The following is a 25,900-nucleotide window of genomic DNA, read 5'->3' as shown; positions in this document are numbered from 1 at the left end:
CGACCGGCGCGTCCCTGCCGGCTTCCTCCCCCTTCTCAGCGAGACCGCACCCGAAAGAGCTTCCTCGATGATCGACCGCGAACGTTTCCCCGTCGACCCCTGGCGTCTGATCGAGACGCGCTATTCCGGGGACGACGCGGGTGTCACCGAGACGATCTTCTCGGTGGGCAACGGCTACCTGGGGCTGCGGGGCAACCACCCGGAGGGCCGTCACGCGCATGAGCACGGCACCTTCATCAACGGCTTCCACGAGACGTGGCCCATCCGTCACGCCGAGCAGGCGTACGGCTTCGCCGAGGTGGGCCAGACGATCATCAACGCGCCCGACGCCAAGGTGATGCGGGTGTACGTCGACGATGAGCCGCTGTCGCTCGACATCGCCGAGATGCGCGAGTACGAGCGCGTGCTCGACATGCGCGAGGGCGTGTACCGTCGCCGCCTGCTGTGGCGCACTCCGGCCGGCAAGGACGTGCTGATCGAGGACGACCGCATGGTGTCGTTCGAGGAGCGGCACCTCGCGGTGATGCGGATGACCGTCACGGTGCTCGACCAGGATGCGCCTGTGACGATCAGCTCGCAGATCGTCAACCGGCAGGACGGCGAGAACGTGTACGGCGGCACTCCGTCGATCGCCCAGGCGAAGGCCGCGGGTCGAGGCCAGACCTTCGACCCGCGCAAGACCGACAAGATCGCCGAGCGCGTGCTGCAGCCGCAGGAGTACTGGCAGGACGACCTGCGCTCGGCGCTGTCGTACCGCGTCACCGAATCGGGCATGACGATCGCGGTCGCCAGCGACCACACGATCGACACCGAGAACGACTACGACGTGCGCCACCTGGTCGAGCCCGACATCGCCAAGCACGTGTTCCGCGTGCGGGCGAAGGCTGGCGTCCCCGTGACGATCACCAAGGTCGTCAGCTACCACACCTCCCGCGGGGTGCCCCCGCGCGAGCTGGTCGACCGCTGCCGCCGTACGCTCGACCGCATCGCGATCACGGGCGTCGACGAGATCCACCGCCGCCAGCGGGCCTGGATGGACGACTTCTGGTCGCGCTCCGACGTGCGCATCGCGGGGCAGGAGAGCCTGCAGCAGGCCACGCGGTGGTGCCTGTTCCAGCTGGCCCAGGCGGCGGCTCGCGCCGACGGCTTCGGCGTGCCCGCGAAGGGCGTGACGGGGTCGGGCTACTCGGGGCACTACTTCTGGGACACGGAGATCTACGTGCTGCCGTTCCTCGCGTACACGAGCCCGCTGTGGGCGCGCAACGCGATGCGCATGCGCACCATGATGCTGCCCGCGGCGCGCCGCCGCGCCGCTCAGCTCAACGAGGCGGGGGCCCTGTTCCCGTGGCGCACGATCAACGGCGAGGAGGCCTCCGCCTACTACGCGGCGGGCACCGCGCAGTACCACATCAACGCCGACGTCTCGTACGCCATCGTCAAGTACGTGCGCGCGACGGGCGACCTGGACTTCATGGCGCGCGAGGGCGCCGACGTGCTGGTCGAGACCGCACGCCTGTGGACGACCCTGGGCTTCTGGCGCTCGTACCAGGGCATCGAGTCGTTCCATATCCACGGCGTCACGGGGCCTGACGAGTACACGACGGTCGTCAACGACAACCTGTTCACGAACGTGATGGCGCGCTTCAACCTGCGCGCCGCGGCGCGCGTGGTGCGCGAGATGGTCGAGCGCACCCCGAGCGGCTTCCGCCAGATGGCCGACCGCGTCGGCCTCGACCCGGCCGAGCCCGAGACGTGGGAGCGCGCGGCCGACGCGATGCACATCCCCTACAGCGAGAACTTCGGCATCCACCCGCAGGACTCGCTGTTCCTCGAGCGCGAGGTGTGGGATCTCGAGAACACGCCGGAGGAGCAGCGTCCGCTGCTGCTGCACTTCCACCCGCTGGTGATCTACCGCTTCCAGGTGCTGAAGCAGGCGGATGTCGTGCTCGCGCTGTTCCTGCAGGGCAACCACTTCACGCCGGAGGAGAAGCGCGCCGACTTCGACTACTACGACCCGCTGACCACCGGCGACTCGACCCTGTCGGCCGTGGTGCAGTCCATCCTGGCCGCAGAGGTGGGGTACCAGGATCTGGCGCACGAGTACTTCGAGGAGGCGCTGTTCGTCGATCTCGGCGACCTGCATCGCAACTCGGCCGACGGCGTGCACGTGGCGTCGGCGGGCGGTGTGTGGACCGCGCTGGTGTCGGGCTTCGGCGGCATGCGCGACCACCTGGGCGAGCTGACGTTCGACCCGCGCCTGCCGGTCGACTGGCCCGAGCTGGCCTACACCCTGCAGTGGCGAGGCTCGGTGCTCGACATCGTGCTGCGCCGCGAGGAGATGCGCGTGACGGTGCGCTCGGGCGATCCGGTGCCGTTCGAGGTGCGGGGCGAGGCGTTCATCGCGACGGCGGATGACCCGGTGGTCGTGCCGCTGGCCGACCAGGGGCCCGTGCTTCCCGGACGCCCGAGCCTGCAGGCGTTCTCGCAGATGCGACGCGACGACGGCACGTCGCTCGAGCCCACCGTGCCCGCTCCCATCACGGCGTCGATCCCGGTGACCACGGCGATCCCCGTGATCGGCGACCCCGTCGCGGCCGGTCATGACTGACGTGCTCATCCGGGTCGGCGAGCTGGCCGGCAGGCTCGACGAGGTCACCCTGCTCGACGTGCGATGGACGCTGGCCGACCCCGATGCCGGACGCCCCGCCTACCTGGAGGGGCACATCCCGGGCGCGGTCTTCGTCGACCTGCATCACGAGCTGGCCGACCCGTCGCAGCCCGCGACCGAGGGGCGCCACCCGCTGCCGCCGGTCGAGGCGCTGCAGCGCGCCGCGCGGGCGTGGGGCGTGACGACGGGAAAGCCGGTGGTGGTGTACGACGACAGCGCCGGCATGTCGGCCGCGCGGGCGTGGTGGCTGCTGCGCTACGCGGGGCTGCGCGACGTGCGCGTGCTCGACGGCGCCCTGACGGCATGGACGCGCGCGGGGCATGCGCTCGAGACGGGGGAGGTGCGCCCCGAGCCGGGCGACGTCGAGCTGCGGTACGGCGCGCTGCCGGTGCTCACGGCCGACGCGGCCGCGGCGTTCCCGCGCATCGGCGCGCTGCTGGACGCCCGGGCGGGGGAGCGGTATCGCGGCGAGACCGAGCCGATCGACCCGAAGGCCGGGCACATCCCCGGCGCGATCTCGGCGCCGACGACCGACAACATCGACTCGTCCGGCGGCTTCCTCGAGCCCGGCTCCATCCGTGCCCGCTTCCAGGAGCTCGGCGTCGACCTCTCGGCTCCCATCGGCGTCTACTGCGGATCGGGCGTGACCGCGGCGCACACGCTGCTCGCGCTCGCCGCGGCCGGCGTCGACGGCGCGCTCTACCCCGGCTCGTGGAGCCAGTGGTCGAACCTGCCCGACCGCCCCGTCGCCACGGGCGACCGCCCGTAGCCCCGGCTGCACACCAATGTGCGTGTGCACTCGGCCGTGGGCCGGCTCCGCCAGCGTCGATGTCGGTGGCACACCGTAGGCTGTTCGGGTGACCACCGCCCTGTATCGCCGCTACCGGCCCGAGACCTTCGGGGAGATGATCGGGCAGTCGCAGGTCACCGAGCCGCTGATGACGGCGCTCCGCGGTGACAGGATCGGACACGCCTACCTGTTCTCGGGTCCGCGCGGCTGCGGCAAGACCACCTCGGCCCGCATCCTGGCGCGCTGCCTCAACTGCGCCGAGGGCCCCACCGACACCCCGTGCGGAAAGTGCGACAGCTGCGTCGAGCTCTCGCGCGCGGGCGGCGGCTCGCTCGACGTGGTCGAGATCGACGCGGCCAGCCACAACGGCGTCGACGACGCCCGAGACCTGCGCGAGCGCGCGGTGTTCGCGCCCGCACGCGACAGGTTCAAGATCTTCATCCTCGACGAGGCGCACATGGTGACGCCGCAGGGCTTCAACGCGCTGCTGAAGCTCGTCGAGGAGCCGCCGGCGCACGTCAAGTTCATCTTCGCCACGACCGAGCCCGACAAGGTCATCGGCACCATCCGGTCGCGCACGCACCATTACCCGTTCCGGCTGGTGCCGCCCGCCGCGATGCTCGACTATGTGCAGTCGCTGTGCGACCAGGAGGGCGTGCGGGTCGAGCAGGGCGTGCTGCCGCTGGTCGTGCGCGCCGGCGGTGGATCGCCCCGCGACACGCTGTCGATCCTCGATCAGCTGATCGCGGGTTCGGAGGGCGGGTCCGTCGGCTATGAGCGCGCCGTGGCGCTGCTCGGCTACACGCACGGCGAGCTGCTCGACGGCGTGGTCGACGCGTTCGCCTCGGGCGACGCCGCTGCCGCCTTCGCCTCGGTCGACCGTGTGGTGCAGACAGGGCAGGATCCACGCCGCTTCGTCGACGACCTGCTCGAGCGACTGCGCGATCTGATCGTGATCGCCGCGACCGGCGCGGGTGCGTCCGCCGTGCTGCGCGGCATCCCCGCCGACGAGCTCGAGCGGATGTCGGGCCAGGCCCAGCGCCTCGGCGCGGAGCGTCTGTCGCGCACCGCCGACATCGTCAGCGCCGCGCTCGACGCCATGACGGGCGCCACGTCGCCCCGCCTGCAGCTCGAGCTCATGATCGCGCGCGTGCTCGCCGGTGCGCTCGCGCCGCAGGCGGCGGCCACCCCCGGCGCCGCTCCGGTTCCCGCCGCGCAGGGGCCCTCGGCTCCGCCCGCCGCCGCCCCGGCCCAGCCGGCGGCTCCCTCGGCGCAACGACCCGCGCCCGCTGCGGCGCCTGCCACTGCTGCTCCCGCGCCCGCCGCACCCCCCGCCGCCGCTTCCGAGCGACCCTCGGGGGCCGCGCCCGCTCCGGCGCCTGCCGCTTCCGAGCGGCCCTCGGCGCCCGCGGGGCACGATGACGTGCCGGCGGCCGGATGGGCGACCGTGACGCCGGGCAGCGCCCCGGCTTCGCCGCCCGCACCGGCCGCGCCGCCGCAGCCCGCACCGGTCGCGCCGCCGCAGCCCGAACAGCACCCCGCGCCGCCGCAGCCGGCGCCGCAACCCGAACCCGCGCCGCAACCCGAACCCGCGCCGCAGCCTGAACCGGCGCCGCAGCCCGCCGTTCCGTCCGGCCCGCTCACCCTTGAAGGCATCACGGCGGCCTGGGAGCAGGTGCTTGCCCGCCTGCAGGACATCAGCCGCACCAGCTGGCTCGTGGTCAGCGGTGCGCGCGTCACCGATGTGAAGCCCGACGACGTGCTCGTGCTCGGCTTCCCGAACGAGGGCGATCTGCGCAAGTTCAAGCACCGCACACCGCAGGGCGGCATCAGCGAAGACCTGCGCAGCGCGATCCTCGCCGTGCTGGGGGTGCGCGTGAAGTACCTCGCGCATCTCGACGGCGGCGCGCGACAGGGCGGCGATGGCGCACAGCGTGGCGCGGCCGAGGCGCCGTCGGCCGACCCCGACCCGGCGCCTTCCCCGCGGTACGACGATCTGCCTCCCGAGCCGGAGGAGCGGTACGAGCCGTATCCCGGCGAGGACCCGTATGCGGCGCCCGCGCGCCCGCAGCCGGTGACGCCGCGCGCCTCGCGCCCCGAACCGGCCCCCGCGCCTGCTCAGCGACCTCAGCCCGCCGCGTCGTCGTACGCCGCCTCCCCGGTCACCGAGTGGGCGGTCGCGGCCATCCCGAGCTCCGAGCCCGCCCCTGCCCTGGCGGTCGATGACGACCCGGAGGAGGCCGGCGTGCCGGCGGCCGCGCGCGTCGCGACCCTGGAGCGAGAAGGCGAGGTCATGCCGACCGAGGTGCCCGTCGACTCCGACGACGAGCCCGAAGAGTCGGATGCGCCCGCGTCGACCCCCGCCCCGGTCATCCAGACTCCGAACGTGACCGTGCAGCGCCGCGTCATCCAGACCGACGGCGTGCAGCGCTACGGCGAGGCCGTGGTGCGGCAGATCCTCGAGGCGAGGTTCCTCCATGAGGAGCCCTACGAGCCTCCGACGCGCTTCCAGTGACCCCGTCCGCTGACCGCGGATCTCCAGCAGAGAGCACACCATGTACGACGGCATCGTCCAGGAGCTGATCGACGAGCTCGGCCGCCTTCCCGGCATCGGCCCCAAGTCGGCCCAGCGCATCGCGTTCCACATCCTGCAGACCCCCACGTTCGACGTGTCGCGCCTGTCGGAGCTGCTGCGCGAGGTGCGCGAGCGTGTGCGGTTCTGTGAGATCTGCGGCAACGTGTCGGAGCAGGACACCTGCGCCATCTGCCGCGACCCGCGCCGCAACCCGGCGCTGATCTGCGTGGTCGAAGACGCGAAGGATGTCGCCGCGATCGAGCGAACGCGCGAGTTCCGCGGCCTGTACCACGTGCTCGGCGGTGCGATCAGCCCGATCGCGGGAGTGGGGCCCGACGACCTGCGCATCCAGCAGCTCATGTCGCGCCTGGCCGACGGCACGGTGCAGGAGGTGATCCTCGCCACGAACCCCAATCTGGAGGGCGAGGCCACCGCCACCTATCTCAGCCGCCTGCTCACCTCGCTGCAGATCACCGTCTCGCGCCTCGCCTCCGGCCTCCCCGTCGGAGGAGACCTCGAGTATGCGGACGAGGTGACCCTCGGCCGCGCCTTCGAGGGCCGTCGCCAGATCTGATCTCCGGATGCCGGTGGTCTTCGCGCAGGTGCCGGCACAGGCCTCCGCGTCGCCCGGAGCGCGCCCGGTCGGCTCGAACGGGACATCCTCCGTCCTCTGACTGCCAGCGGTCCGCGCCGTGTCCGACCCCCGTGCCAGGATCGACATCGTGCACGCGTCCCCACATTTCACCCCGAAGGGGTGGGCCCTGTTCGCCCTGCTCGCGCTCGTGTGGGGCATGCCGTATCTGTTCATCGCCGAGGCGGTCGAGACGTTCTCTCCGGCGGCGGTGGTCGGCATCCGGACACTCGGAGCGGCCATCCTCCTTCTGCCCTTCGCGCTGAAGCAGCGGGCGCTGCGTCCCGCGCTGCGACGGTGGCCATGGGTCCTCGCGTTCGGTGCGGTCGAGATGGCAGGCCCCTTCGTGCTGCTCGCGCACGCCGAGCAGACGCTCGCCTCCGGGCTCACGGGCCTGTTCGTCGCGACCGTGCCGCTGTTCGCCACGGCGATCGCCGTCGCCCGCGGCGATCGCGGGGCCCTCAAGCCCACGCGCGCGATCGGGCTGGCGCTCGGGTTCGGGGGCGTCGCGATCGTGGCGCTCGGCAGCGGGGCCCTCGACGGGCACATCAGCGTGGTGGCGATCGGCGAGGTGCTGCTCGTGGCGGTCTGCTACGCGATCGCTCCGTTCATCGTGGCGCGCCACCTGCCCGATGTGCCCTCGCTCGGCGTCATCACGCTCTCGCTCGGCGCCGTCGGACTCGTCTACACGCCGATCGGGTTCGCGACCACGACCGAGCCGCCCACCGCGCGCAGCCTGACCGGCATCATCCTGCTCACGGTGCTGTGCACCGCGGTGGCCTTCATCGCCTTCTTCGCGCTGATCGCCGAGGTGGGCCCCGTGAAGGCGCCCCTCATGACGTACCTGCACCCCGTGGTCGCGATCGCACTCGGGATGCTCGTGCGCGGTGAGCCGCTCACCGCGGGGCTGATGATCGGATTCCCTGTCGTCCTCGTCGGGTGTCTGCTGGCTGCGGGAGTCTTCACGCGCGGGCAGAAGCCCAGCGCCACGGCGCCGGCGGTCGAGATCCCCGCCTCCGCGGTGCGTTAGCTGGTCAGAAGCCCCCGCCGCTCACGTCGCCCCAGGCGCCGCCCTCGTCGTAGCCCGCGCCGCCGTCAGCGCAGCCCATGCCCAGCCCGACTCCGTAGCCCACGGCTGCCCCGCGTGCCTGCGCCGAGCTGAGCACGCCCACCCGGGGGTCCGGCCTCCGCACGGTCGATCCGCCACCGACCGAACGCCCGCGGCCGACCCTTCGCTTCGCCAGCATGCTGATGAGCCCGCCGCCCACCATGAGCGCGACCACGAGGGCCATCAGCGGGAGTGCCCAGTCGAGTTCGGCGGCGCCCATGGCGAGTCCCTTCGGGTGAGGTGGTTGCCGACACAGTAGCCGGTGCCGCGGACACTGTCATCGCGGCATCCGTCCGTCACGCCACCGGAGCCGGTGAACCGCCGTTGTGCTCAGACTCGGTTGCCGCATCCTGGCATCCCGCCCTGGCCGTGCCCGCCGTCCTGGGCGGGATGTCACATCGTCGGGTGGGCCTCCGTGCCGCTCCTAAGATGGCCTCAGGACGCCGCCCACCCGAGGCGTCCTGACCCCCACAGGAGCACCAAGTGGCATTGATCGTGCAGAAGTTCGGCGGCTCGTCGGTCGCCGACGCCGAGAGCATCAAGCGCGTCGCCAAGCGCATCGTCGACACGCACCGCGCCGGGAACGACGTCGTGGTGGCCGTGAGCGCGATGGGCGACACGACCGACGAGCTGCTCGACCTCGCAGGCCAGGTCGCGCCGATCCCGGCGCCGCGCGAGCTCGACATGCTGCTGTCGAGCGGCGAGCGCATCTCGATGGCGCTGCTCGCCATGGCGATCCACTCGATGGGACACGAGGCGCGCTCGTTCACCGGCAGCCAGGCGGGAATGATCACGACCGCCGACCACGGCGCGGCGCGCATCGTCGACGTCACGCCCGTGCGCCTGCGCGAGGCGCTCGACGACGGCGCGATCGTGATCGTCGCGGGCTTCCAGGGCTTCAACCGCGACACCAAGGACATCACCACGCTCGGGCGCGGCGGATCCGACACGACGGCGGTCGCGCTGGCGGCGGCGCTGGGTGCCGACGTGTGCGAGATCTACAGCGACGTCGACGGCATCTTCACGGCCGACCCGCGCGTCGTGCCGCTGGCTCGCAAGCTCGACCGCGTCTCGGCCGAGGAGATGCTCGAGCTCGCCGCGAACGGCGCCAAGGTGCTGTACATCCGCGCGGTCGAGTACGCGCGCCGCCACGGCGTGCTGATCCACGCGCGCTCCACGTTCACCGCGAACGAGGGAACCTACGTCCTGGGGGAGGGCATGACCGACCCCCGACTGAGCAAGGAGACAGGGATGGCCGACGTCATCGGTATGGAGGAGCCCGTCGTCACGGGCGTCGCGATCGACCAGAGCCAGGCGAAGATCACGGTCATCGGCGTGCCGGACGTCCCCGGTTCCGCCGCCGCGATCTTCACGCTCGTGGCCAAGACGGGCGCGAACATCGACATGATCGTGCAGAACGTGCAGTCGGCGTCGCCGGGCCGCACCGACATCTCGTTCACGCTGCCCAAGCAGTCGGCCACCGAGGTGCTCAAGGTGCTCACGGCCGAGAAGGACGCGATCGGCTACGAGAACATCGTGCACGACGACCAGATCGGCAAGCTGTCGGTGGTCGGCGCCGGCATGCGCACGCATTCGGGCGTCTCGCTGACCCTGTTCGAGGCCCTCAGCAAGAGCGGCGTGAACATCGAGATGATCTCGACCAGCGAGATCCGCATCTCTGTGGTCGTGCGCGGCGACGACGTCAACGAGGCCGCCCGCGCGGTGCACACCGCCTACGGCCTCGACAGCGAGATCGAGGCCACGGTCTACGCCGGCACCGGTCGCTGACCGCGTGCCTGTCGTCATCCGGCCGGTCACGGCGCGGGATCGCGAGCGGTGGAGCATCCTGTTCCGCGGCTACCGCGACTTCTACGAGCTGGAGCCCGACCAGGCCGTGCTCGACACCGTCTGGGGGTGGCTCCTGGATGACGCGCACGAGCTGCAGGGGCTCGTCGCGGAGCAGGATGAGCGACTCGTCGCGCTCGCGCACTGGCGTCGGTTCTCGCGGCCTTCGCGCGGCGGCAGCGCCATCTTCCTCGATGACCTGTTCACAGCGGATGACGCGCGGGGCAGGGGCGTCGGGCGCACCCTGATCGCGCACCTGCAGGAGATCGCCGCCCGCGAGGGGCTGCTCGAGGTGCGCTGGATCACGGCCGAGACCAATGTCGACGCGCAGCGCCTCTACGACAGGATCGCGCAGCGCGCGCCGTTCCTGACCTACGTCGCTCCCGCCTCCTGACCGGGGATGCGGCCGGCGCGCGGCCTCAAACGGCCGCACGCCGCGCGCATCCTGCCATCGGCCGTCACACCGGCCCGGCGGCATCCTCGCCGTCGGTAGAATCGGGCAACCCCACCCGCAGCTTCGCAAGGACCCGCCATGACCCGCATCTCCGAATCAGGACTCTCCCTCGCCGTCGTCGGCGCCACCGGCCAGGTCGGCACCGTGATGCGCGAGATCCTCGCGGAGCGCGCGTTCCCGATCGGCGAGCTGCGTCTGTTCGCGACCGCGCGCTCGGCCGGCACGACGATCGAGTTCCAGGGCGTCGACGTGGTCGTCGAGGATGTCGCGACCGCCGACCCCGCGGGCATCGACATCGCCCTGTTCTCGGCCGGCGCCACCGGCAGCCGCGCGCACGCGCCCCGCTTCGCCGAGGCCGGCGCGGTCGTGATCGACAACTCGAGCGCGTGGCGCATGGATCCCGAGGTGCCGCTGGTCGTCAGCGAGGTCAACCCGCACGCGATCGCCCAGGCCGTGAAGGGCATCATCGCCAACCCCAACTGCACGACCATGGCGGCTATGCCCGTGCTCAAGGTGCTCGACGCCGAGGCCGGCCTGCAGCGCCTCACCGTCAGCACGTACCAGGCCGTCTCGGGCTCTGGCCTGGCGGGCGCCAACGAGCTGCTCGGCCAGGTCGAGGCCGTGCTGCAGCAGGATGACGTGCTGGGTCTCGTGCACGACGGAGCCGCTGTCGAGTTCCCGGCGCCGGAGAAGTATGTCGCTCCGATCGCGTTCGACGTGCTGCCGTTCGCGGGCAACCTCGTCGACGACGGCCTCAACGAGACCGACGAGGAGAAGAAGCTCCGCAACGAGAGCCGCAAGATCCTCGAGCTGCCCGACCTGCGCGTCTCGGGCACGTGCGTGCGCGTGCCCGTGTTCACGGGCCACTCGCTGTCGATCAACGTCGAGTTCGCGCGCGACATCACACCTGACCGCGCCCGCGAGCTGCTGGCAGACGCCCCCGGCGTGGCGCTCGACGAGGTCCCCACCCCGCTCAAGGCCGCCGGCAAGGACCCGAGCTTCGTGGGCCGCATCCGGCCCGACCTGGCCGCCCCCGAGGGCAAGGGCCTGGCGCTGTTCGTCTCGAACGACAACCTCCGCAAGGGCGCGGCGCTCAACGCCGTGCAGATCGCCGAGCTGGTGGCCGCCGACCTGGGTGCCCGCGCCGTGGTCTGACGCGCACGTCTCGTTCTCAGGGCCGCAAGAACCCCGGTTCTTGCGGCCCTGAGTGGTCATAAGGCCCCTGCAGAGGCCCGTAGACTTGGACGGTGAGCGAAACCGTCGACGTCGTGCTCATCGGTGGCGGAATCATGAGCGCCACCCTGGGCACCCTCCTCAAAGAACTGCAGCCCGACTGGAAGATCGTCGCCTTCGAGCGGCAGGGCGAGGTGGCACAGGAGAGCTCCAACGCCTGGAACAACGCCGGCACCGGGCACGCGGCGCTCTGCGAGCTCAACTACATGCCCGATGCGGATGACCCGTCCAAGGCCATCCAGATCAACGAGCAGTTCCAGCAGAGCCGCCAGCTCTGGGCGTCGCTGGTCGCGAAGGGCGTGCTCGACGAGCCGAAGACGTTCATCAACGCGACCCCCCACATGACGTTCGTCCGTGGCGAGAAGGATGTCGCATACCTGCGCCGTCGCTACGAGACGCTCAAGCAGCAGCCCCTGTTCGCGGGCATCGAGTACTCCGAGGACTCGCGCGTCATCAACCAGTGGGCCCCGCTGCTGATGCAGAAGCGTCGCAAGAGCGACGAGCCCTTCGCCGCCACACGCACGCCGTCGGGCACCGACGTCGACTTCGGCGCGCTCACGCACCAGCTGTTCGACCACCTCACCCAGAACGGCGCCGACCTCCGCCTCAACACCGAGGTCAAGAAGCTGAAGCGCCAGAAAGACGGCACCTGGCTCGTCAAGTACCGCAGCAACGTGGGCAAGACCCCGGGCGAGCTGCGCGCGCGCTTCGTGTTCGTCGGCGCGGGCGGCTGGGCCATCAAGCTGCTGCAGGGCTCGGGCATCCCCGAGATCCGCGGCTACGGCGTGTTCCCGATCGGCGGGCAGTTCCTCAAGACGACCAACCCGAAGATCGTGGAGCAGCACCGCGCCAAGGTCTACTCGCAGGCCGCCGTGGGTGCCCCGCCGATGTCGGTGCCGCACCTCGACGCGCGCATGGTCGACGGCGAGGGATCGCTCATGTTCGGCCCGTTCGCGACGTTCAGCCCCAAGTTCCTGAAGGACGGATCGCTGCTCGACATCGTCACGCAGGTGCGTCCGCACAACCTCCTCTCGATGCTCAAGGTCGGCGCCACCAACCTCGACCTGGTGAAGTACCTCGTGGGCGAGCTGCTGAAGAGCCGCGCCAAGAAGATCGAGAGCCTGCGCGAGTTCATGCCCACCGCCCAGGGCGAGGACTGGGAGCTCATCCAGGCCGGTCAGCGCGCCCAGGTGATGAAGGGCGGCAAGCTGCAGTTCGGCACCGAGGTGGTCTCGTCGGCCGACGGCTCGATCGCGGGTCTGCTCGGCGCCTCGCCGGGCGCCTCGACGGCGGCGACGATCATGCTCAACGTGATCAAGAACTGCTTCGCCGATCGCATGGGCGAGTGGGAGCCGAAGCTGCGCGAGCTCATCCCGACGTTCGGCGATTTCCTCAACGACGAACCGGCCAAGGCGCTGGCGTCGACCACGACGACCGCCGAGGCCCTCGCGATCAACGCCTGATCCGGCGATGTCCGAGCCGGTCATCACGGTGTCCGCCGTCGCGTTCGTCCGCGGCGACGGGCGGGTGCTGACCGTGCGCAAACGCGGCACGCAGCGCTACATGCTGCCGGGTGGCAAGCCCGAGGCGGGCGAGCGCGCGATCGACACCGCCGTGCGCGAGGTGCGTGAGGAGCTCGGCGCCGAGCTGACGCCCGATGACCTCGAGCTCGTCGGCGCATTCGACTCCCGGGCCGCCAACGAGGCGGGGCACGCCCTGCGGGCGACGGTCTTCGTGACGCGCGCGTTCGTCGATCCGGTGGCCCAGGCCGAGATCGACGATGTTCGCTGGGTCGATCCGGCGCATCCGGACGAGGCGGAGGCGCCGTTGAACAGGGACATCGTCTTCCCGCTTCTCGTGCAGCGGGCCTGACACGCTCCGCGGATGCGCTCGTATGCTGGCAGTGGGGGCATCTCCCGCGCACAGCATGGGGCACGGATGGACGGATCGATGAGCGCACCGCAGCGGCACAGTGCCCACCACGATGCGCGTCGTGCCGTGTTCGAGTTCGACCAGGCCGTCGATCGAATCGGCGAGGAGGCCGCGTTCCTGGCCCTCGGTCCGCACGCGCAGGCGGCGCGGTACCTCGCGGAGGCGCATCGGATGCTCGACGACGTGCGGGCCGTGATGCACCGGATCGACGCGGGCGCCTCCGATCCGATGCTCCGCCCGAGCGCGCAGCGGCGGATGCACGCCACCGCGGTCGACCTCGCCCGTGCGGGGCTGGCGGATGCCGAGCGGGTCATGGGCGTCGCGCACCGCCTGGCCAGCCAGGTCGTCGACCGCGCTGCGCTGCTGAGGGGGCGCTCGGTGAAGGGCGTGATCGTGGGTCCGCTGCGTGACGGCGCCGCGAAGGTCACGGCGTGGAGCGTCGAGAAGTGGACCGGATCGCCGCTGGTCGCCGCTCAGCTGCCCAGCACGGCGGCGGCTGAGACGGCGAGCACGACGGCCCTGCGGATCGCCGAGCGGGGCCAGGTGCGTCCGCGCGCCGTGACGCGTGCCTGGCGCCGCACCGGCGTCGCCACCGCCGCGGTCGGCGGAGGCGGTCTGGCGCTCTATGGCGCCTGGAGCCTCATCGCCCCGCTGCTGGGCCTGGGCTGACGGCCGCCGCGGGGCGACGGCGCGCGCCGTAGGCTTGATGCGTGGCCAAACTGTACTTCCGCTACGGGGCGATGAACTCGGGCAAGTCGACGTCTCTGCTGCAGGCGGCCTACAACTACGAGGAGCGGGGCCAGCGCGTGCTGCTCGCGAAGCCCGCGATCGACACCAAGGGCGCCGATCAGATCGAGTCGCGTCTGGGGGTCACCCGCCCGGTCGACTTCCTCATCGGACCGGATGACTCCGCCCGCGATCTCTTCCTCGCCGAGCGCGAGCGCGTGCGGGCCGAACCGGATGCGCTCATCCCGGGAGAGCGCGCCGCGGATGTCGCGTGCCTGCTGATCGACGAAGCGCAGTTCCTGACGCCCGCGCAGGTCGATGACCTGTTCCGCATCGCGGTCGAGGACGGCATTCCGGTGATGGCATACGGCATCCGCACCGACTTCCGCACCGAGGCTTTCCCCGGCTCGCGCCGCCTGCTCGAGATCGCCCACTCGCTCGAGGAGCTGAAGACGATCTGCCGCTGCGGGCGCAAGGCGCTGTTCAACGGCCGCGTCATCGGAGGGCGCTTCGTGTTCGACGGAGACCAGGTGGCGATCGACGCCGCGACGGCCGCGGTGCGCGACGAGCACTTCGTCACCTATGAGTCGCTGTGCGGCGCCTGCTACCTCCAGGAGTCGGGCGGCGTGCTCGCCCCGCGCTGACCTCCCTCCTCGTGTGCACACCAATGTGCGTGTGCACTGGGCCGGATGAGGGCGCCATAGGCTGAGAGGCATGCGAGTTCTTCTTGCCGGCGGTGCCGGTTACATCGGCGCGCACACGGCCGTCGCCCTTCTCGAGGCGGGGCACGAGGCGGTGCTGCTCGACAATCTCGACAACACCAGCGCGGTGGTCGCGCAGCGCATCGCCCAGATCACGGGAACCACCGCGCCGCTCGTGGTGGGAGATGCCGCCGACGACGAGGTCGTCGAGCGCGCGTTCTCCGAGCACGGGCCGTTCGATGCTGTCATCCATTTCGCGGCGCACAAGGCCGTGGGCGAGTCGATGCAGAAGCCGCTCGAGTACTACGCCAACAACCTCGACTCGACGTTCGCGCTGCTGCGCGTCGGGCTGGCGCACGGCATCCGGTCGTTCGTCTTCTCGAGCACGGGCACGGTGTACTCCGACCCGGCCGACCTGCCGTTCACCGAGGAGGCCACGCGCAACCTCGTGGACTTGTCCAACCCCTACTCGAAGTCGAAGCTGATGAACGAGGTCGTGCTGCAGGATGTGCAGGCCGTGAACCCGGACGTGAGCATCACGTCGCTGCGGTACTTCAACCCGGTGGGGGCCCACGCGTCGGGCCTGATCGGCGAGGACCCGCAGGGCATCCCCAACAACCTGATGCCGTTCGTCGCACGGGTGGCGGTCGGTCGCCTGGAGGCCATCAACGTGTTCGGCGACGACTACGACACCCCGGACGGCACGGGTCAGCGCGACTACATCCATGTGGTCGATCTGGCCGAGGGGCACGTGGCGGCGCTCGAGAAGGCGAAGCCCGGCTTCGCGGCGTACAACCTGGGCACGGGGCGGCCCGTGAGCGTGCTGGAGCTGATCGCGTCGTTCGAGAGGGCGATCGGCCGAGAGCTGCCCAAGCGGATCGCACCGCGGCGTCCCGGCGACCTCGCGGCCACCTACTGCGACCCCGCGAAGGCCGAGCGCGCGCTGGGCTGGAAGGCGCGCCTGACGATCGATGACATGACGCGCGACGTCTGGCACTGGCAGCAGGGCAACCCGGGCGGCTACGAGGGGTAGCTCCGCGCGGCGGGGCGATTCGCTCCACACTCGCTGCGCTCGCACATCGGCTCCGGCGACGCAGGATTGCTATGGTCTGACCACACGAGGTAGTGTGGTCAGACCATAGGTCGAAGGGGTGCCCGATGTCGCAGAGCGAATCGCCGCGCGCGTGGCGCTCGGTGCTCGAGCGCATCGAGGCCGACCTGCTCGAGGGGCTTCTGGGGCCGGGCGACCGCCTGCCCGGCGAACGCGACCTCGCCGCCAAGCTCGGGGTCGGCCGGTCGAGCGTCCGCGAGGCGCTGCGGGTGCTGGAGTCGATGGGGCTCGTGCGCACGGCATCCGGATCGGGCCCGAATGCCGGCGCGATGATCGTCGCGGCGCCGCAGGGCGGCATGGCGACGCTGCTGCGCCTGCAGCTGGCCGGCCAGGGCTTCCCGTTCGCCGACGTGGTCGCGACCCGGGCGGTCCTCGAGAGCTCGGTGGTCGAGTCGCTCGCGCAGGCGTTCCGAGACGGCGTCGGCCCGGAGCTGGCCGAGACCGAGCGGCTGCTCGCCGCGATGGACGCCGACGACCTGGAGCCCGACGACTTCCTGGCCCTCGACGCCAGGTTCCATCTCTCCCTGGCCGAGGCATCGGGAAACGTCGTGGTGGCGGCCGTGATGGCCGGTCTCCGCACCGCGATCGAGTCGTATGGGCGCCAGGGCGCGGCCGTGGCCGCCGACTGGCCTGCTCTCGTCTCCGACCTGCGCGCCCAGCACGCCGCCGTGATCGCGGCCGTGCGGGCGGGGGAGCCCGAGCTCGCGCGCGAGCAGATCCGATCCCACATCACGGGCTTCTACGCCCGCACGCACCTCACGGGCGTCGAGCGCAGCGCGGCCGACGCCTGACCGACTCGCACACGGAACACACGAAAGGCAGGGCACGGTGAAGCGCCAGCTCCCCAACCCGAAGGACATCTTCGAGTACGTCCAGTTCAAGAAGCCGACCTTCAACGGCAAGCAGCGTCGCCTGCAGGACGCGCTCACGATCGCCGACCTGCGTGCGATCGCCAAGCGGCGCACGCCCACCGCGGCGTTCGACTACACGGACGGTGCGGCCGAGGGTGAGCTGTCCATCCTGCGCGCGCGTCAGGCGTTCGAGGACATCGAGTTCCACCCCGACATCCTGCGCCCCGCCGAGGACGTCGACACGTCGACCGAGATCCTCGGCGGTCCCAGCTCGATGCCCTTCGGCATCGCGCCCACGGGCTTCACGCGCCTCATGCAGACCGAGGGCGAGACAGCGGGCGCCGGCGCCGCGGGCGCTGCCGGCATCCCGTTCACGCTGTCGACGCTCGGCACGACCTCGATCGAGGACGTCGTCAAGGCCAACCCTGGCGGGCGCAACTGGTTCCAGCTCTACGTGCTGCGCGACCGCGAGGTGTCGTACGGGCTCGTCAAGCGCGCCGCCGCGGCCGGCTTCGACACGCTGCACTTCACGGTCGACACCCCCGTCGCGGGCAACCGGATGCGCGACTACCGCAACGGGTTCTCCATCCCGCCGCAGCTGACGGTCAAGACCGTGCTGGACACGCTGCCGCGGCCGTGGTGGTGGTTCGACTTCCTCACCACGCCCAAGCTCGAGTTCGCCTCGCTGAAGTCGACCGGCGGCACCGTGGGTGACCTGATCGGCCAGGCCATGGACCCGACGATCAGCTACGAGGACCTCGCCACGATCCGCGAGATGTGGCCCGGAAAGATCGTGATCAAGGGCGTGCAGAACGTGCCCGACGCGGTGAAGCTCATCGACATGGGCGTCGACGGCATCGTGCTGTCGAACCACGGCGGCCGCCAGCTCGACCGGGCGCCGATCCCGTTCCACCTGCTGCCGAAGGTCGTGCGCGAGGTGGGCAAGGACGCCACGGTCATGATCGACACGGGCATCATGAACGGCGCCGACATCGTCGCCTCGGTCGCCCTCGGCGCCAAGTTCACCCTCATCGGCCGCGCCTACCTGTACGGCCTGATGGCCGGCGGGCGAGCGGGTGTCGACCGCACCATCGCCATCCTCCGCAGCGAGATCGAGCGCACCATGAAGCTGCTGGGCGTCAGCTCGCTGGAGGAGCTCGAGCCGCGCCACGTCACGCAGCTCACGCGCGTCGCGCCGGTCGACGTGGCCTACGGCGAGGCGGCCGAGGCGGCGGCGCCCAAGGCCGCCCCGGTGCGCACCCCGCGCGCGACGGCGCCCAAGGCCCCGGCCAAGCCGCGCGCGAAGGCGGCGGCGGCCAAGAGCGCGGCGGCCCAGACGGCCGAGACGCCGGGCACGACGCCGCTCGAGGCGGCGGAGAAGACGTCCGGCTCGGTGGAGGTCGCCGAGCAGGCCGTCGCCGACTGATCTCGCATGCGAAACGGGGCCCCGGATCATCCGCGGCCCCGTTTCGCATCCGGGTCGTCAGCCGCGCGGTGGCAGCGTCGGGATGAGCCGCTCGAGCTTCGCGGCGGTGTCCTCCCAGCCCTCGACCGACACGCACTCGACCTCTCCCATCGCGAGCACCGGGTAGTCGTTGCCGTCGGGGTCGAGACGGTCGCCGTAGAACAGGATGTGCGGCAGCGCGACGCCCGTCTCCTCAGAGAGGCGGCGCATCCCGTACGCCTTGTCGATGCCCTTGCGGGTGATGTCGACCGAGGTGGACCCGCCCGAGCGCACCTCGAGGTCGGGAACCCGCGCCGCGACGGCGTCACGCAGTCGCGACTTGCGCTCGCCCGTCGGATCCCAGGCCTTCTTGGCATCGACCGGCGCCGCCTGGCCGAGGGCCGAGAAGGTGATCTGCGAGCCGCGATCCTCGAGGATGTCGCCCCACGTCTGCGTCTCCCAGAGGCCGAGGCGCTTGGCTTCCTCTTCGACCGCCGCCAGGGCGCGCTGCTTCTCGTCGTCCGTGAGGTCCTGCGCGTAGAGCATGACCAGCCCATCCGAGCCCGACGGAAGCGTGCCGTCGAAGCGGTAGTACTGGGTGCCGCAGGTCGGCAGCAGGTGGATGTGCGCCAGCGTCTCGGCGGGCGCGTGCGGCAGGCGCTCGACCACCTGGGCCCGGAACTGCGCGATCTGTCCGCCCGAGATGATCGCGACCTCCACGCGCTCGGCCAGCGAGATCAGCAGCTCTCCGATGCGCGGGTCGATGGGGCTCTTCGAGGGGGCGAGGGTGTCATCCAGGTCGAACGCGACGACCCGAGGGGCAGAACTCATGGCCTCCACCCTAGACGGCGCGGATGTCCCTTCCCGGCCGCGAGTGGGAGGAGGAGCCGCCTGAGGAACCGGTCCCGATGCGCCGCGATCCGGCGGGGTCCGGCGTGGTTCGTGGGACGCCTCAGGATCGGGTAGACTTGCAGGGTTGCAAAACGGGGTGTGGCGCAGCTTGGTAGCGCGCGTCGTTCGGGACGACGAGGCCGCAGGTTCAAATCCTGTCACCCCGACCACATGACGAAGGGCCCGCCGGAAGGCGGGCCCTTCGTCATTGCTGCTGCCGGGCGTGCGGCCATCCGGGCTGCGCGGCGGGCGGATGCGCGCCTCGATACCGGGCCGGATCGACGCGGCCACCGCCGGAGATCCCGCCAACTCAGGAGCGCATCCGGCGGGGGCTCCGGAGAAGCGGGGATCTCCGAGCGAAGCGCGGGCTGTAGATCAGGCGCGCGGCGCCAGCGTGATGAGCGACACCTCGGGGCGGCACGCGAAGCGCACGGGCGCGTAGATCGAGTGGCCGAGACCGGCGCTGACGTTCAGCGGGGCGATGCGACCCCGGTGCGTCCACATCGACAGGCCGCGCGACTGACGCAGCGGGATGTCGCAGTTCGCCACGAGGGCGCCGTAGAACGGCACCCGCACCTGGCCGCCGTGCGTGTGGCCCGCGAACAGCATGTCGGCGCCCAGCTCGCTGAGTCCGTCGAGCACGCGGCGGTACGGGGCGTGCGCCACGCCCAGGGTGAGTGGCCCGTCCGGCAGCGTCGCGAGCGCGGAGGCCGCGGCATCCATGTCGTCGAGGTCGTGGTGCGCGTCGCCCACGCCGAAGAGGCGGATGCGACTGCCGCGCACGGTGAGGGCGGTCGCCGCGTTGTCGACGCTGCGCCACCCGAGCTCGTCGGTCATGAACGCGTCGAGCGAATCGGTGTCGAGCCGCACCGCCTTCGGTGCGCGCTCGGACGGGCCGCTGAAGTAGCGGAAGGGGTTGCGGGGGCCCGGGCCCCAATAGTCGTTGGAGCCGTGCACGAACACGCCGGGCACGCCCCGCAGCGGCGACAGCGCGTCTCGCACGGCGTCGATGCCGTCGCTGTGGCCCAGGCTGTCGCCCGTGCTGATCACGAGGTCGGGGCGCAGCGCGACCAGCCGCGAGATCCACCGCTGCTTGCGGTGCTGCCACGGCGCCATGTGGATGTCCGAGACGTGCAGGATGCGCACCGGCGCCGACCCGGGATCGAGCAGCCGCAGCACGTGGCGTCGCACCGTGAACAACTGGCGTTCGATGCCCACGCCCCAGACGGCCGCGGCCGCGCCGGTCGCCGCGATGGCGCCCAGCGCGGCCACGCCGCGTGCGGGAGAGCCCACTGTCAGTCGCCCTGGCACTTGCGTGCCTGGTAGTTCACCAGCACCTCGGTGCCCTCGGGCAGCACGCTGCCGGCCTGGGGGGTCGTGCCGGTCGCGCGTCCTGCGCCACCGCCCTCCTTCTGGTCGCACGAACCGCGCTGGGCCTTGAAGCCTGCCGCGGTGATCTTGGCGATGGCGGCCGACACCGACTCGCCCTTGACGTCGGGGATCTCGTTGCCCTTGCCGTTGCTCGGCGAGATCGTCACCGTCGTGCCGCTCGCGAGGCGACCCGGGGGCGGGTTCTGCGACTCGATCACGCCTTCGGGCTGAGTGCCCGGCACGGGGTCTCCGACCACGGGGACGAATCCCGCGCCCCACAGGATGTTCTTCGCCTCATCGACGCTCTTGCCCACCACGTTGGGCAGATCCACGAGGATCTGGCGCGACAGGTTGGGGTCGGGCGGCGGGAACTGGCCGCCGGGGTACTGGGCATTCGCGGCCGCCTGGATGGCCTTGGCCAGGGGGAAGCGGATGTCCTTGATCAGACGCCCGTTCGCCCACGTGGTGAACAGATCGGCCTTGTAGTCGCCGATGCCGTCGTTGTCGGTGTCGATCGAGTTCGCGTTTCCGATCCAGACGAAGGTGGTGGCCTTCGTCGAGCTCTCGACGAGCGCGGTCTGGTCACGCTCGTTGGTTCCGGTCTTGCCGATCAGCGGCGTGCCGTCCCACGTGTTCGCGTTCGCTCCGGTGCCGCCACCCTGCATCACGCCGGAGAGAGCGGCCGCGGCCGTCGCGGCGACCTCCGGTGCGAGCTTCTGCTCGCACGTCGTCTCCGGCACCGGCATCTCCTCGCCGTCCGTGCTGGTGATCTTGTCGATCGCCTTCGGCTGGCACTGGATGCCGTTGTTGGCGATCGTCGCGTAGACCGACGCCATCGCCAGGGGCGCGATGTTGGCCGAGCCCAGCAGGCCGAAGGGACCCACGAATCCGTTCGTGGGGTCCGACAGCTTCTTGCCGTCAGCGGTCGTCACATTGAGCTTGTCGGCGACGCGCATGATGTCGCACAGGTTCAGCTTCGCGCCCATCGCGAGGAAGCCCGAGTTGAGGGAGTCCTTCGTGAAGCGCGCGATGGTGCCGGTGTACCCGCCGACCTTGTTGAAGTTGTCGATCTTGGAGGTCTGGGTGATCGGAGCGCCGTCACAGTGGAAGCCGGTGAACGCCTGGCGGTTGACGCCGTTGAGCACCTCGTTGATCGAGTGGCCCTTCTCGAGCCAGTCGAGCAGCGTGAATACCTTGAACGTCGATCCGAGCGGGAAGCCGGAGGAGCGGCCGTGCGCGTAGTCGGCCGCGTAGACCAGGGACTTCTCGCCGGCCTTCGTCTCGGCCGCCTCGTTGAACTCGGTGTTCTGCACCATCGACAGGATGCGTCCCGTCTCGGGCTGCAGAGAGACGCCGGTCGCGCCGAAGTCCATGCCCTCGATATAGGCGGGCGCCATCTCGCGCATGGCCTGCTCGGCCGGCATCTGCACGTTCAGGTCGAGCGTCGTGTAGACGTGCAGACCGCCGCGGCGCAGCGCCTCGGGACCGTAGTTGGGGTCGTTCTCGATGATGGTCTTGACGTACTGGCAGAAGTACGCCGACCCTCCTGCCTCGCGGCAGCCCTGCTTGCGGGGGTGGATCTCCGGCTCGACGGGAGCGGCGTGCGCCTCCTCGTACTCGGCGTCGGTGATCTTGCCGTCCTGGTGCAGGCGCGTGAGCACGTAGTTGCGGCGATCCTTGGCGGCCGCGTAGCCGTTGGCCTCGCCGTTGTCCTCGCGCTCGGGCTGATCGATGCGGTAGTAGTTCGGGTTCTGCACGATGCCGGCGAGGGTGGCGGCCTGCACGATGGTGAGGTCCTTCGCCGAGACGCCGAAGTAATACTGCGAGGCGGCCTCGATGCCGTACGTCACACCGCCGAAGTTCGCGATGTTGAGGTACCCGAGCAGGATGTCGTTCTTCGAGTACTCCTTCTCGATGGCGATCGCGTACCGCATCTCCTGCAGCTTGCGCTCGTAGCCGTCGATGCCCTCGGCCTGGGTCGCCTCGATCCAGCACGCCTGCAGCTCCTCCGGCGCAGCCTCCTGCTCGCACTGCTGGATCAGCACGTTCTTCACGTACTGCTGGCTGATGGAGGATCCGCCCTGGGTGTCGCCGCCGCTGAAGTTGTTCAGCACGGCGCGGGTGGTGCCGATCAGGTCGACGCCGCCGTGCTCGTAGTACCGCGGGTCCTCACTCGAGAGGATCGAGTCGTACATGACGGTCGCGACCTCGTCGTACTCGACGGGGGTGCGGTTCTGGTCGTAGAACGAGGCCAGCTCGATGTGGCCGTCGCTGTGCGGATCGTCGGCGTAGATGGTCGTCGGCAGCATCGGCTCGTCGACCTTGAGGTAGCTCGGCAGGTTGTCGAACAGCGTGATGGCGCTGGACGCCGCGTACCCCGAGACGGCGATCGCCGGGGTGACCGTGGCGGTGACGAGGACACCCGCGACCGCGCTCAGGCCGACGAGGCCGAGCAGGCCGCCGAGCACACCGCTGGTCGTCCGTTTTCCAAGAGGCATAGGCTGATCGTACGGCGTCAGCCTGAGCGCTTTCCGGATCCCGGGCGCGTCGCGGCGGCGCCCCATCCCGATTCGCGGCGCCCCGGCGCCCCTCCCAGACCCGGAAGGACCGCTCCATGACCACGTGGGAGTACCTCACCACGCCGCTGCTGATCCACAACACGGCGGCCATCCTGAACAATTGGGGCAAGCAGGGGTGGGAGCTCGTGCAGGTCGTTCCGAACAACGAGGGCGGCCTCGTGGCCTACCTCAAGCGACCGGTGGGCGGCGGCGCCGCCAACACGGGTCTCGGACACGCCGCCGAGGCCGCCAAGCAGTTCGAGGGCGGTGCGCAGTGAGCGTCTCGCAGCGGCTGGACGCGCTCGGCATCGAGCTGCCGAGCGTCGTGCCGCCGGTGGCGGCCTACATCCCGGCGAAGGCCCATGGCGAGGTCGTGCAGACCTCGGGCCAGCTGCCCATGGTCGCGGGTGCGCTGCCGGCGACCGGCAAGGTCGGCGCCGAGGTGTCGCCCGAGGACGCCGCGGGCCTCGCGCGCACGTGCGCGCTGAACGCGATCGCTGCGGCGGCCGCCGCGGTGGGCGGCGTGGACCGGCTGACGGGTGTTCTGAAGGTGACGGGCTTCGTGGCATCCGACCCGTCCTTCACCGGCCAGCCCGCCGTGATCAACGGCGCCAGCGAGGTGCTGGGTGAGATCTTCGGAGAGGATGGCCGGCACTCGCGCTCGGCCGTGGGCGTGGCCGTGCTGCCGCTCGACGCGCCCGTCGAGGTCGAGGTCGCGTTCACCTTCGCCTGACCGACACGACGTCGCGTGGGCGACACGTGGCGCGATCGGCGGGGTCGCCTGATCGACATGACCGAGGCGCCGTGCGGCTGTTCCGCACGGCGCCTCGGTCGTCTTCCGGCCTTGTCGTCTGCTATTTCACCTGGGCGCTGATCACGCTCATCACCGCGGTGTCGGCGAGGGTCGTGGTGTCGCCCACCTCGCGGCCTTCGGCGACGTCGCGCAGAAGCCGGCGCATGATCTTGCCCGATCGTGTCTTGGGCAGCTCTCCCACGATGTAGACGTCGCGGGGGCGGGCGATCGGGCCGATCTGCTCGCTCACCCACGCCCGCAGCTGGTTGGCGAGGCCTTCGGGGCTGTGCTTGGCGAGGTAGCTCTCCTTGAGGATGACGAACGCCACGACCGCCTGACCGGTGGTCTCGTCCGATGCCCCCACCACGGCGGCCTCGGCCGTGGCCTCGTGAGCGACGAGCGACGACTCGATCTCGGCGGTCGACAGGCGGTGGCCCGACACGTTCATGACGTCGTCGACGCGGCCCAGCAGCCAGATGTCGCCGTCCTCGTCGAGGCGTGCGCCGTCGCCCGCGAAGTAGTAGCCCTGCTTCTCGAACTTCTCCCAGTAGGTCTCCTTGAACCGCTCGGGGTCGCCCCAGATGCCGCGCAGCATGCTGGGCCACGGCTCGGTGATCACGAGCAGCCCGCCGGCGTCGTTGCCGACGGACTCGCCGGCCTCGGTCACCACGCCGATGGAGATGCCCGGCAGCGCGACCTGCGCCGACCCGGGCTTGGTCTCGGTCACGCCCGGCAGGGCCGACACCATGATCGCGCCGGTCTCCGTCTGCCACCACGTGTCGACGATGGGCGCCTTGTCGGCCCCGATCACGTCGCGGTACCACATCCACGCCTCGGGGTTGATGGGCTCGCCCACCGATCCCAGCACGCGCAGCGACGACAGATCGCGCGCCTGCGGGATCTGTCGTCCCTGCTTCATGAACCCCCGGATGGCCGTGGGAGCGGTGTAGAAGATCGTCACGCCGTACTTCTCGATCACGTCCCACCAGCGCCCCGGCTGCGGGTGCTCGGGCGTGCCATCGTACAGCACCTGCGTCGCGCCGTTGGCGAGCGGGCCGTAGACGACGTACGAGTGGCCGGTGATCCATCCGATGTCGGCCGTGCACCAGTACACGTCGGTCTCGGGGTGCAGGTCGAACACGTTGCGGTGCGTGAACGCGGCCTGCGTCAGGTAGCCGCCCGACGTGTGCAGGATGCCCTTGGGCTTTCCGGTCGTGCCGGACGTGTACAGGATGAACAGCGGGTTCTCGGCCTCGAATGCCTGCGCCTCGTGATCGGCCGAGGCCTGCGGCACGACGTCGTGGTACCAGAGGTCGCGCCCGGAGGTCCAGTCGACCTCGTTGTCGCCGCGCTTGACGACCAGGACGTGCTCGACGGTCTCCTGCTCGCCCTGGCCGTTGCGGTCGGCGAGGGCCTGGTCGACGGCCGGCTTGAGGGGCGAGACCTTCCCCTTGCGCCAGCCGCCGTCGGCCGTGATCACGAGCTTCGCGCCGGCGTCGTCGATGCGCGAGCGCAGGCTGTCGGCGCTGAAGCCGCCGAAGATGACCGAGTGGATCGCGCCCACGCGCGCCACGGCGAGCATCGAGGCGACGGCCTCGGGGATCATCGGCAGGTAGATGGCGACCCGGTCGCCCTGGGCCACACCGAGGTCGGTGAGCACGTTCGCGAGGCGCTTGACCTCGTCGGTCAGCTCGGCGTACGTGATGCGGCGCTCGTCGCCCGGCTCGCCCTCCCACAGCAGTGCGACGCGGTCGCCGTTGCCCGCCTCGACGTGGCGGTCGAGGCAGTTGTAGGCCACGTTGAGCTCGCCGTCGGCGAACCACTTGGCGAACGGCGGGTTCGACCAGTCGAGCACCTCCGTGAAGGGCTTGTGCCAGTGCAGCAGCTGTCGCGACTGGTCGGCCCAGAAGCCTTCGCGGTCGGCCTCCGCCTTCTCGTAGAGGTCGGCGCCGGCGACGGCGTTCGCCGCGAACTCGGGAGAGGGGGCGAAGCGCCGGTTCTCGTTCAGAAGGTGGTCGATCTGGCTGCTCGTGCTGCTTCCGCTCATCACCGTTGTGCGCTCCTTTGCGACATCGTCTCGTGCTGGCGCACCGGGATAGCGAGCGTGCGCCTTCAGTGAATGTACGCGCCGCCCCCGACGGGTCGATACCGCCGAAAGGGAGTAGCCGGCTGCAATAATTCCGCGACAGTCAAGTAGTTAGGTTACGGTGTATCTAGC

At 70.7% G+C, this 25,900-nt stretch carries 22 protein-coding genes and 1 tRNA gene; 18 read left to right on the top strand and 5 right to left on the bottom strand.

The genetic code is table 11. The annotated features are described in order from the left end of the window. Positions 1 to 67 precede the first annotated feature (67 nt). The 5 genes from ABTW64_RS03310 (at position 68) to ABTW64_RS03290 (ending at position 7,694) form a co-directional block, all read left to right on the top strand. On the top strand, positions 68 to 2,608 hold the full coding sequence (locus tag ABTW64_RS03310; protein WP_350619169.1) for a glycoside hydrolase family 65 protein: 2,541 nt from the start codon (positions 68 to 70) through the stop codon (positions 2,606 to 2,608). Beyond that, positions 2,601 to 3,437, top strand: coding sequence for a sulfurtransferase (locus tag ABTW64_RS03305; RefSeq protein ID WP_350619166.1), 837 nt, complete (start codon positions 2,601 to 2,603; stop codon positions 3,435 to 3,437). Before ABTW64_RS03310 ends, ABTW64_RS03305 begins: the two co-directional genes overlap by 8 nt. An 88-nt stretch (positions 3,438 to 3,525) precedes the next feature. Then, entirely contained in the window at positions 3,526 to 5,973 is a 2,448-nt protein-coding gene (locus ABTW64_RS03300; protein ID WP_350619164.1) for a DNA polymerase III subunit gamma and tau, read from the top strand. Positions 5,974 to 6,013: 40 nt separating this feature from the next. Continuing rightward, positions 6,014 to 6,607, top strand: a complete 594-nt coding sequence (gene recR / locus ABTW64_RS03295) for a recombination mediator RecR (protein WP_350619162.1) — start codon at positions 6,014 to 6,016, stop codon at positions 6,605 to 6,607. 148 nt (positions 6,608 to 6,755) lie between these two features. After that, on the top strand, positions 6,756 to 7,694 hold the full coding sequence (locus ABTW64_RS03290) for a DMT family transporter (RefSeq protein ID WP_350619159.1): 939 nt from the start codon (positions 6,756 to 6,758) through the stop codon (positions 7,692 to 7,694). A 4-nt stretch (positions 7,695 to 7,698) separates the two neighbouring features. Here the strand turns inward: ABTW64_RS03290 and ABTW64_RS03285 are convergent, their stop codons facing one another. Next, positions 7,699 to 7,992 carry a hypothetical protein gene (locus tag ABTW64_RS03285; protein WP_350619157.1) on the bottom strand — a complete coding sequence of 98 codons (294 nt, stop codon included), beginning with the start codon at positions 7,990 to 7,992 and terminating at the stop codon, positions 7,699 to 7,701. Positions 7,993 to 8,255: 263 nt separating this feature from the next. Between ABTW64_RS03285 and ABTW64_RS03280 the strand changes: the two genes are divergently transcribed. The 10 genes from ABTW64_RS03280 to ABTW64_RS03235 all read left to right on the top strand — a co-directional run bounded on the left by ABTW64_RS03280 (position 8,256) and on the right by ABTW64_RS03235 (position 18,051). After that, positions 8,256 to 9,560: an aspartate kinase gene (locus tag ABTW64_RS03280; protein WP_350619155.1), complete on the top strand. Its 1,305-nt coding sequence runs from the start codon at positions 8,256 to 8,258 to the stop codon at positions 9,558 to 9,560. Positions 9,561 to 9,564: 4 nt separating this feature from the next. Further along, positions 9,565 to 10,011, top strand: a complete 447-nt coding sequence (locus ABTW64_RS03275; RefSeq protein ID WP_350619153.1) for a GNAT family N-acetyltransferase — start codon at positions 9,565 to 9,567, stop codon at positions 10,009 to 10,011. A 138-nt stretch (positions 10,012 to 10,149) separates the two neighbouring features. After that, positions 10,150 to 11,226 carry an aspartate-semialdehyde dehydrogenase gene (locus tag ABTW64_RS03270; protein ID WP_350619150.1) on the top strand — a complete coding sequence of 359 codons (1,077 nt, stop codon included), beginning with the start codon at positions 10,150 to 10,152 and terminating at the stop codon, positions 11,224 to 11,226. A 92-nt stretch (positions 11,227 to 11,318) separates the two neighbouring features. Next, positions 11,319 to 12,767, top strand: coding sequence for a malate dehydrogenase (quinone) (gene mqo / locus ABTW64_RS03265; RefSeq protein WP_350619148.1), 1,449 nt, complete (start codon positions 11,319 to 11,321; stop codon positions 12,765 to 12,767). 7 nt (positions 12,768 to 12,774) lie between these two features. Further along, on the top strand, positions 12,775 to 13,176 hold the full coding sequence (locus tag ABTW64_RS03260; RefSeq protein ID WP_350619145.1) for an NUDIX hydrolase: 402 nt from the start codon (positions 12,775 to 12,777) through the stop codon (positions 13,174 to 13,176). Between the two features lie 78 nt (positions 13,177 to 13,254). After that, complete coding sequence (locus ABTW64_RS03255) at positions 13,255 to 13,905, top strand: hypothetical protein (protein ID WP_350619143.1); 651 nt, start codon at positions 13,255 to 13,257, stop codon at positions 13,903 to 13,905. A 41-nt stretch (positions 13,906 to 13,946) separates the two neighbouring features. Then, positions 13,947 to 14,606 carry a thymidine kinase gene (locus ABTW64_RS03250; protein ID WP_350619140.1) on the top strand — a complete coding sequence of 220 codons (660 nt, stop codon included), beginning with the start codon at positions 13,947 to 13,949 and terminating at the stop codon, positions 14,604 to 14,606. 70 nt (positions 14,607 to 14,676) lie between these two features. Then, the gene (gene galE, locus ABTW64_RS03245; RefSeq protein ID WP_350619138.1) at positions 14,677 to 15,696 is read left to right on the top strand and encodes a UDP-glucose 4-epimerase GalE; all 1,020 of its coding nucleotides are present in this window, start codon (positions 14,677 to 14,679) and stop codon (positions 15,694 to 15,696) included. 125 nt (positions 15,697 to 15,821) lie between these two features. Beyond that, on the top strand, positions 15,822 to 16,565 hold the full coding sequence (locus ABTW64_RS03240; protein ID WP_350619136.1) for a FadR/GntR family transcriptional regulator: 744 nt from the start codon (positions 15,822 to 15,824) through the stop codon (positions 16,563 to 16,565). A 37-nt stretch (positions 16,566 to 16,602) separates the two neighbouring features. Then, positions 16,603 to 18,051 carry an alpha-hydroxy acid oxidase gene (locus ABTW64_RS03235; protein ID WP_350619134.1) on the top strand — a complete coding sequence of 483 codons (1,449 nt, stop codon included), beginning with the start codon at positions 16,603 to 16,605 and terminating at the stop codon, positions 18,049 to 18,051. Positions 18,052 to 18,108: 57 nt separating this feature from the next. On the opposite strand, the gene ABTW64_RS03230 is transcribed toward ABTW64_RS03235, so the two are convergent. Then, positions 18,109 to 18,900 carry an HAD-IIB family hydrolase gene (locus ABTW64_RS03230; RefSeq protein WP_350619132.1) on the bottom strand — a complete coding sequence of 264 codons (792 nt, stop codon included), beginning with the start codon at positions 18,898 to 18,900 and terminating at the stop codon, positions 18,109 to 18,111. A 153-nt stretch (positions 18,901 to 19,053) separates the two neighbouring features. Here ABTW64_RS03230 and ABTW64_RS03225 point away from each other — a divergent pair. Continuing rightward, positions 19,054 to 19,130 (top strand) — tRNA-Pro (locus tag ABTW64_RS03225). 205 nt (positions 19,131 to 19,335) lie between these two features. Here ABTW64_RS03225 and ABTW64_RS03220 read toward each other — a convergent pair. Next, positions 19,336 to 20,253 (bottom strand): metallophosphoesterase, encoded by a 918-nt coding sequence (locus ABTW64_RS03220; RefSeq protein ID WP_350619130.1) that lies wholly within the window; start codon positions 20,251 to 20,253, stop codon positions 19,336 to 19,338. A gap of 2 nt (positions 20,254 to 20,255) precedes the next feature. Continuing rightward, positions 20,256 to 22,829: a transglycosylase domain-containing protein gene (locus tag ABTW64_RS03215; RefSeq protein WP_350619128.1), complete on the bottom strand. Its 2,574-nt coding sequence runs from the start codon at positions 22,827 to 22,829 to the stop codon at positions 20,256 to 20,258. 116 nt (positions 22,830 to 22,945) lie between these two features. Here ABTW64_RS03215 and sp36 point away from each other — a divergent pair, with 116 nt between their 5' ends. Continuing rightward, positions 22,946 to 23,167: a Sp36 family protein gene (sp36, locus tag ABTW64_RS03210; protein WP_350619126.1), complete on the top strand. Its 222-nt coding sequence runs from the start codon at positions 22,946 to 22,948 to the stop codon at positions 23,165 to 23,167. After that, positions 23,164 to 23,622 carry a RidA family protein gene (locus tag ABTW64_RS03205; RefSeq protein ID WP_350619123.1) on the top strand — a complete coding sequence of 153 codons (459 nt, stop codon included), beginning with the start codon at positions 23,164 to 23,166 and terminating at the stop codon, positions 23,620 to 23,622. The genes sp36 and ABTW64_RS03205 overlap by 4 nt, the downstream gene beginning before the upstream one ends. Before the next feature lie 121 nt (positions 23,623 to 23,743). Here ABTW64_RS03205 and acs read toward each other — a convergent pair whose 3' ends face one another. Further along, positions 23,744 to 25,729: an acetate--CoA ligase gene (gene acs / locus ABTW64_RS03200; protein WP_350619122.1), complete on the bottom strand. Its 1,986-nt coding sequence runs from the start codon at positions 25,727 to 25,729 to the stop codon at positions 23,744 to 23,746. Positions 25,730 to 25,900: the final 171 nt, after the last annotated feature.

This window comes from Microbacterium sp. NPDC096154, from assembly GCF_040302945.1.
GTDB lineage: Bacteria > Actinomycetota > Actinomycetes > Actinomycetales > Microbacteriaceae > Microbacterium.
The sequence above is the reverse complement of the archived record's forward strand: the minus strand, read 5'-3'. Positions and strand labels throughout refer to the sequence as shown.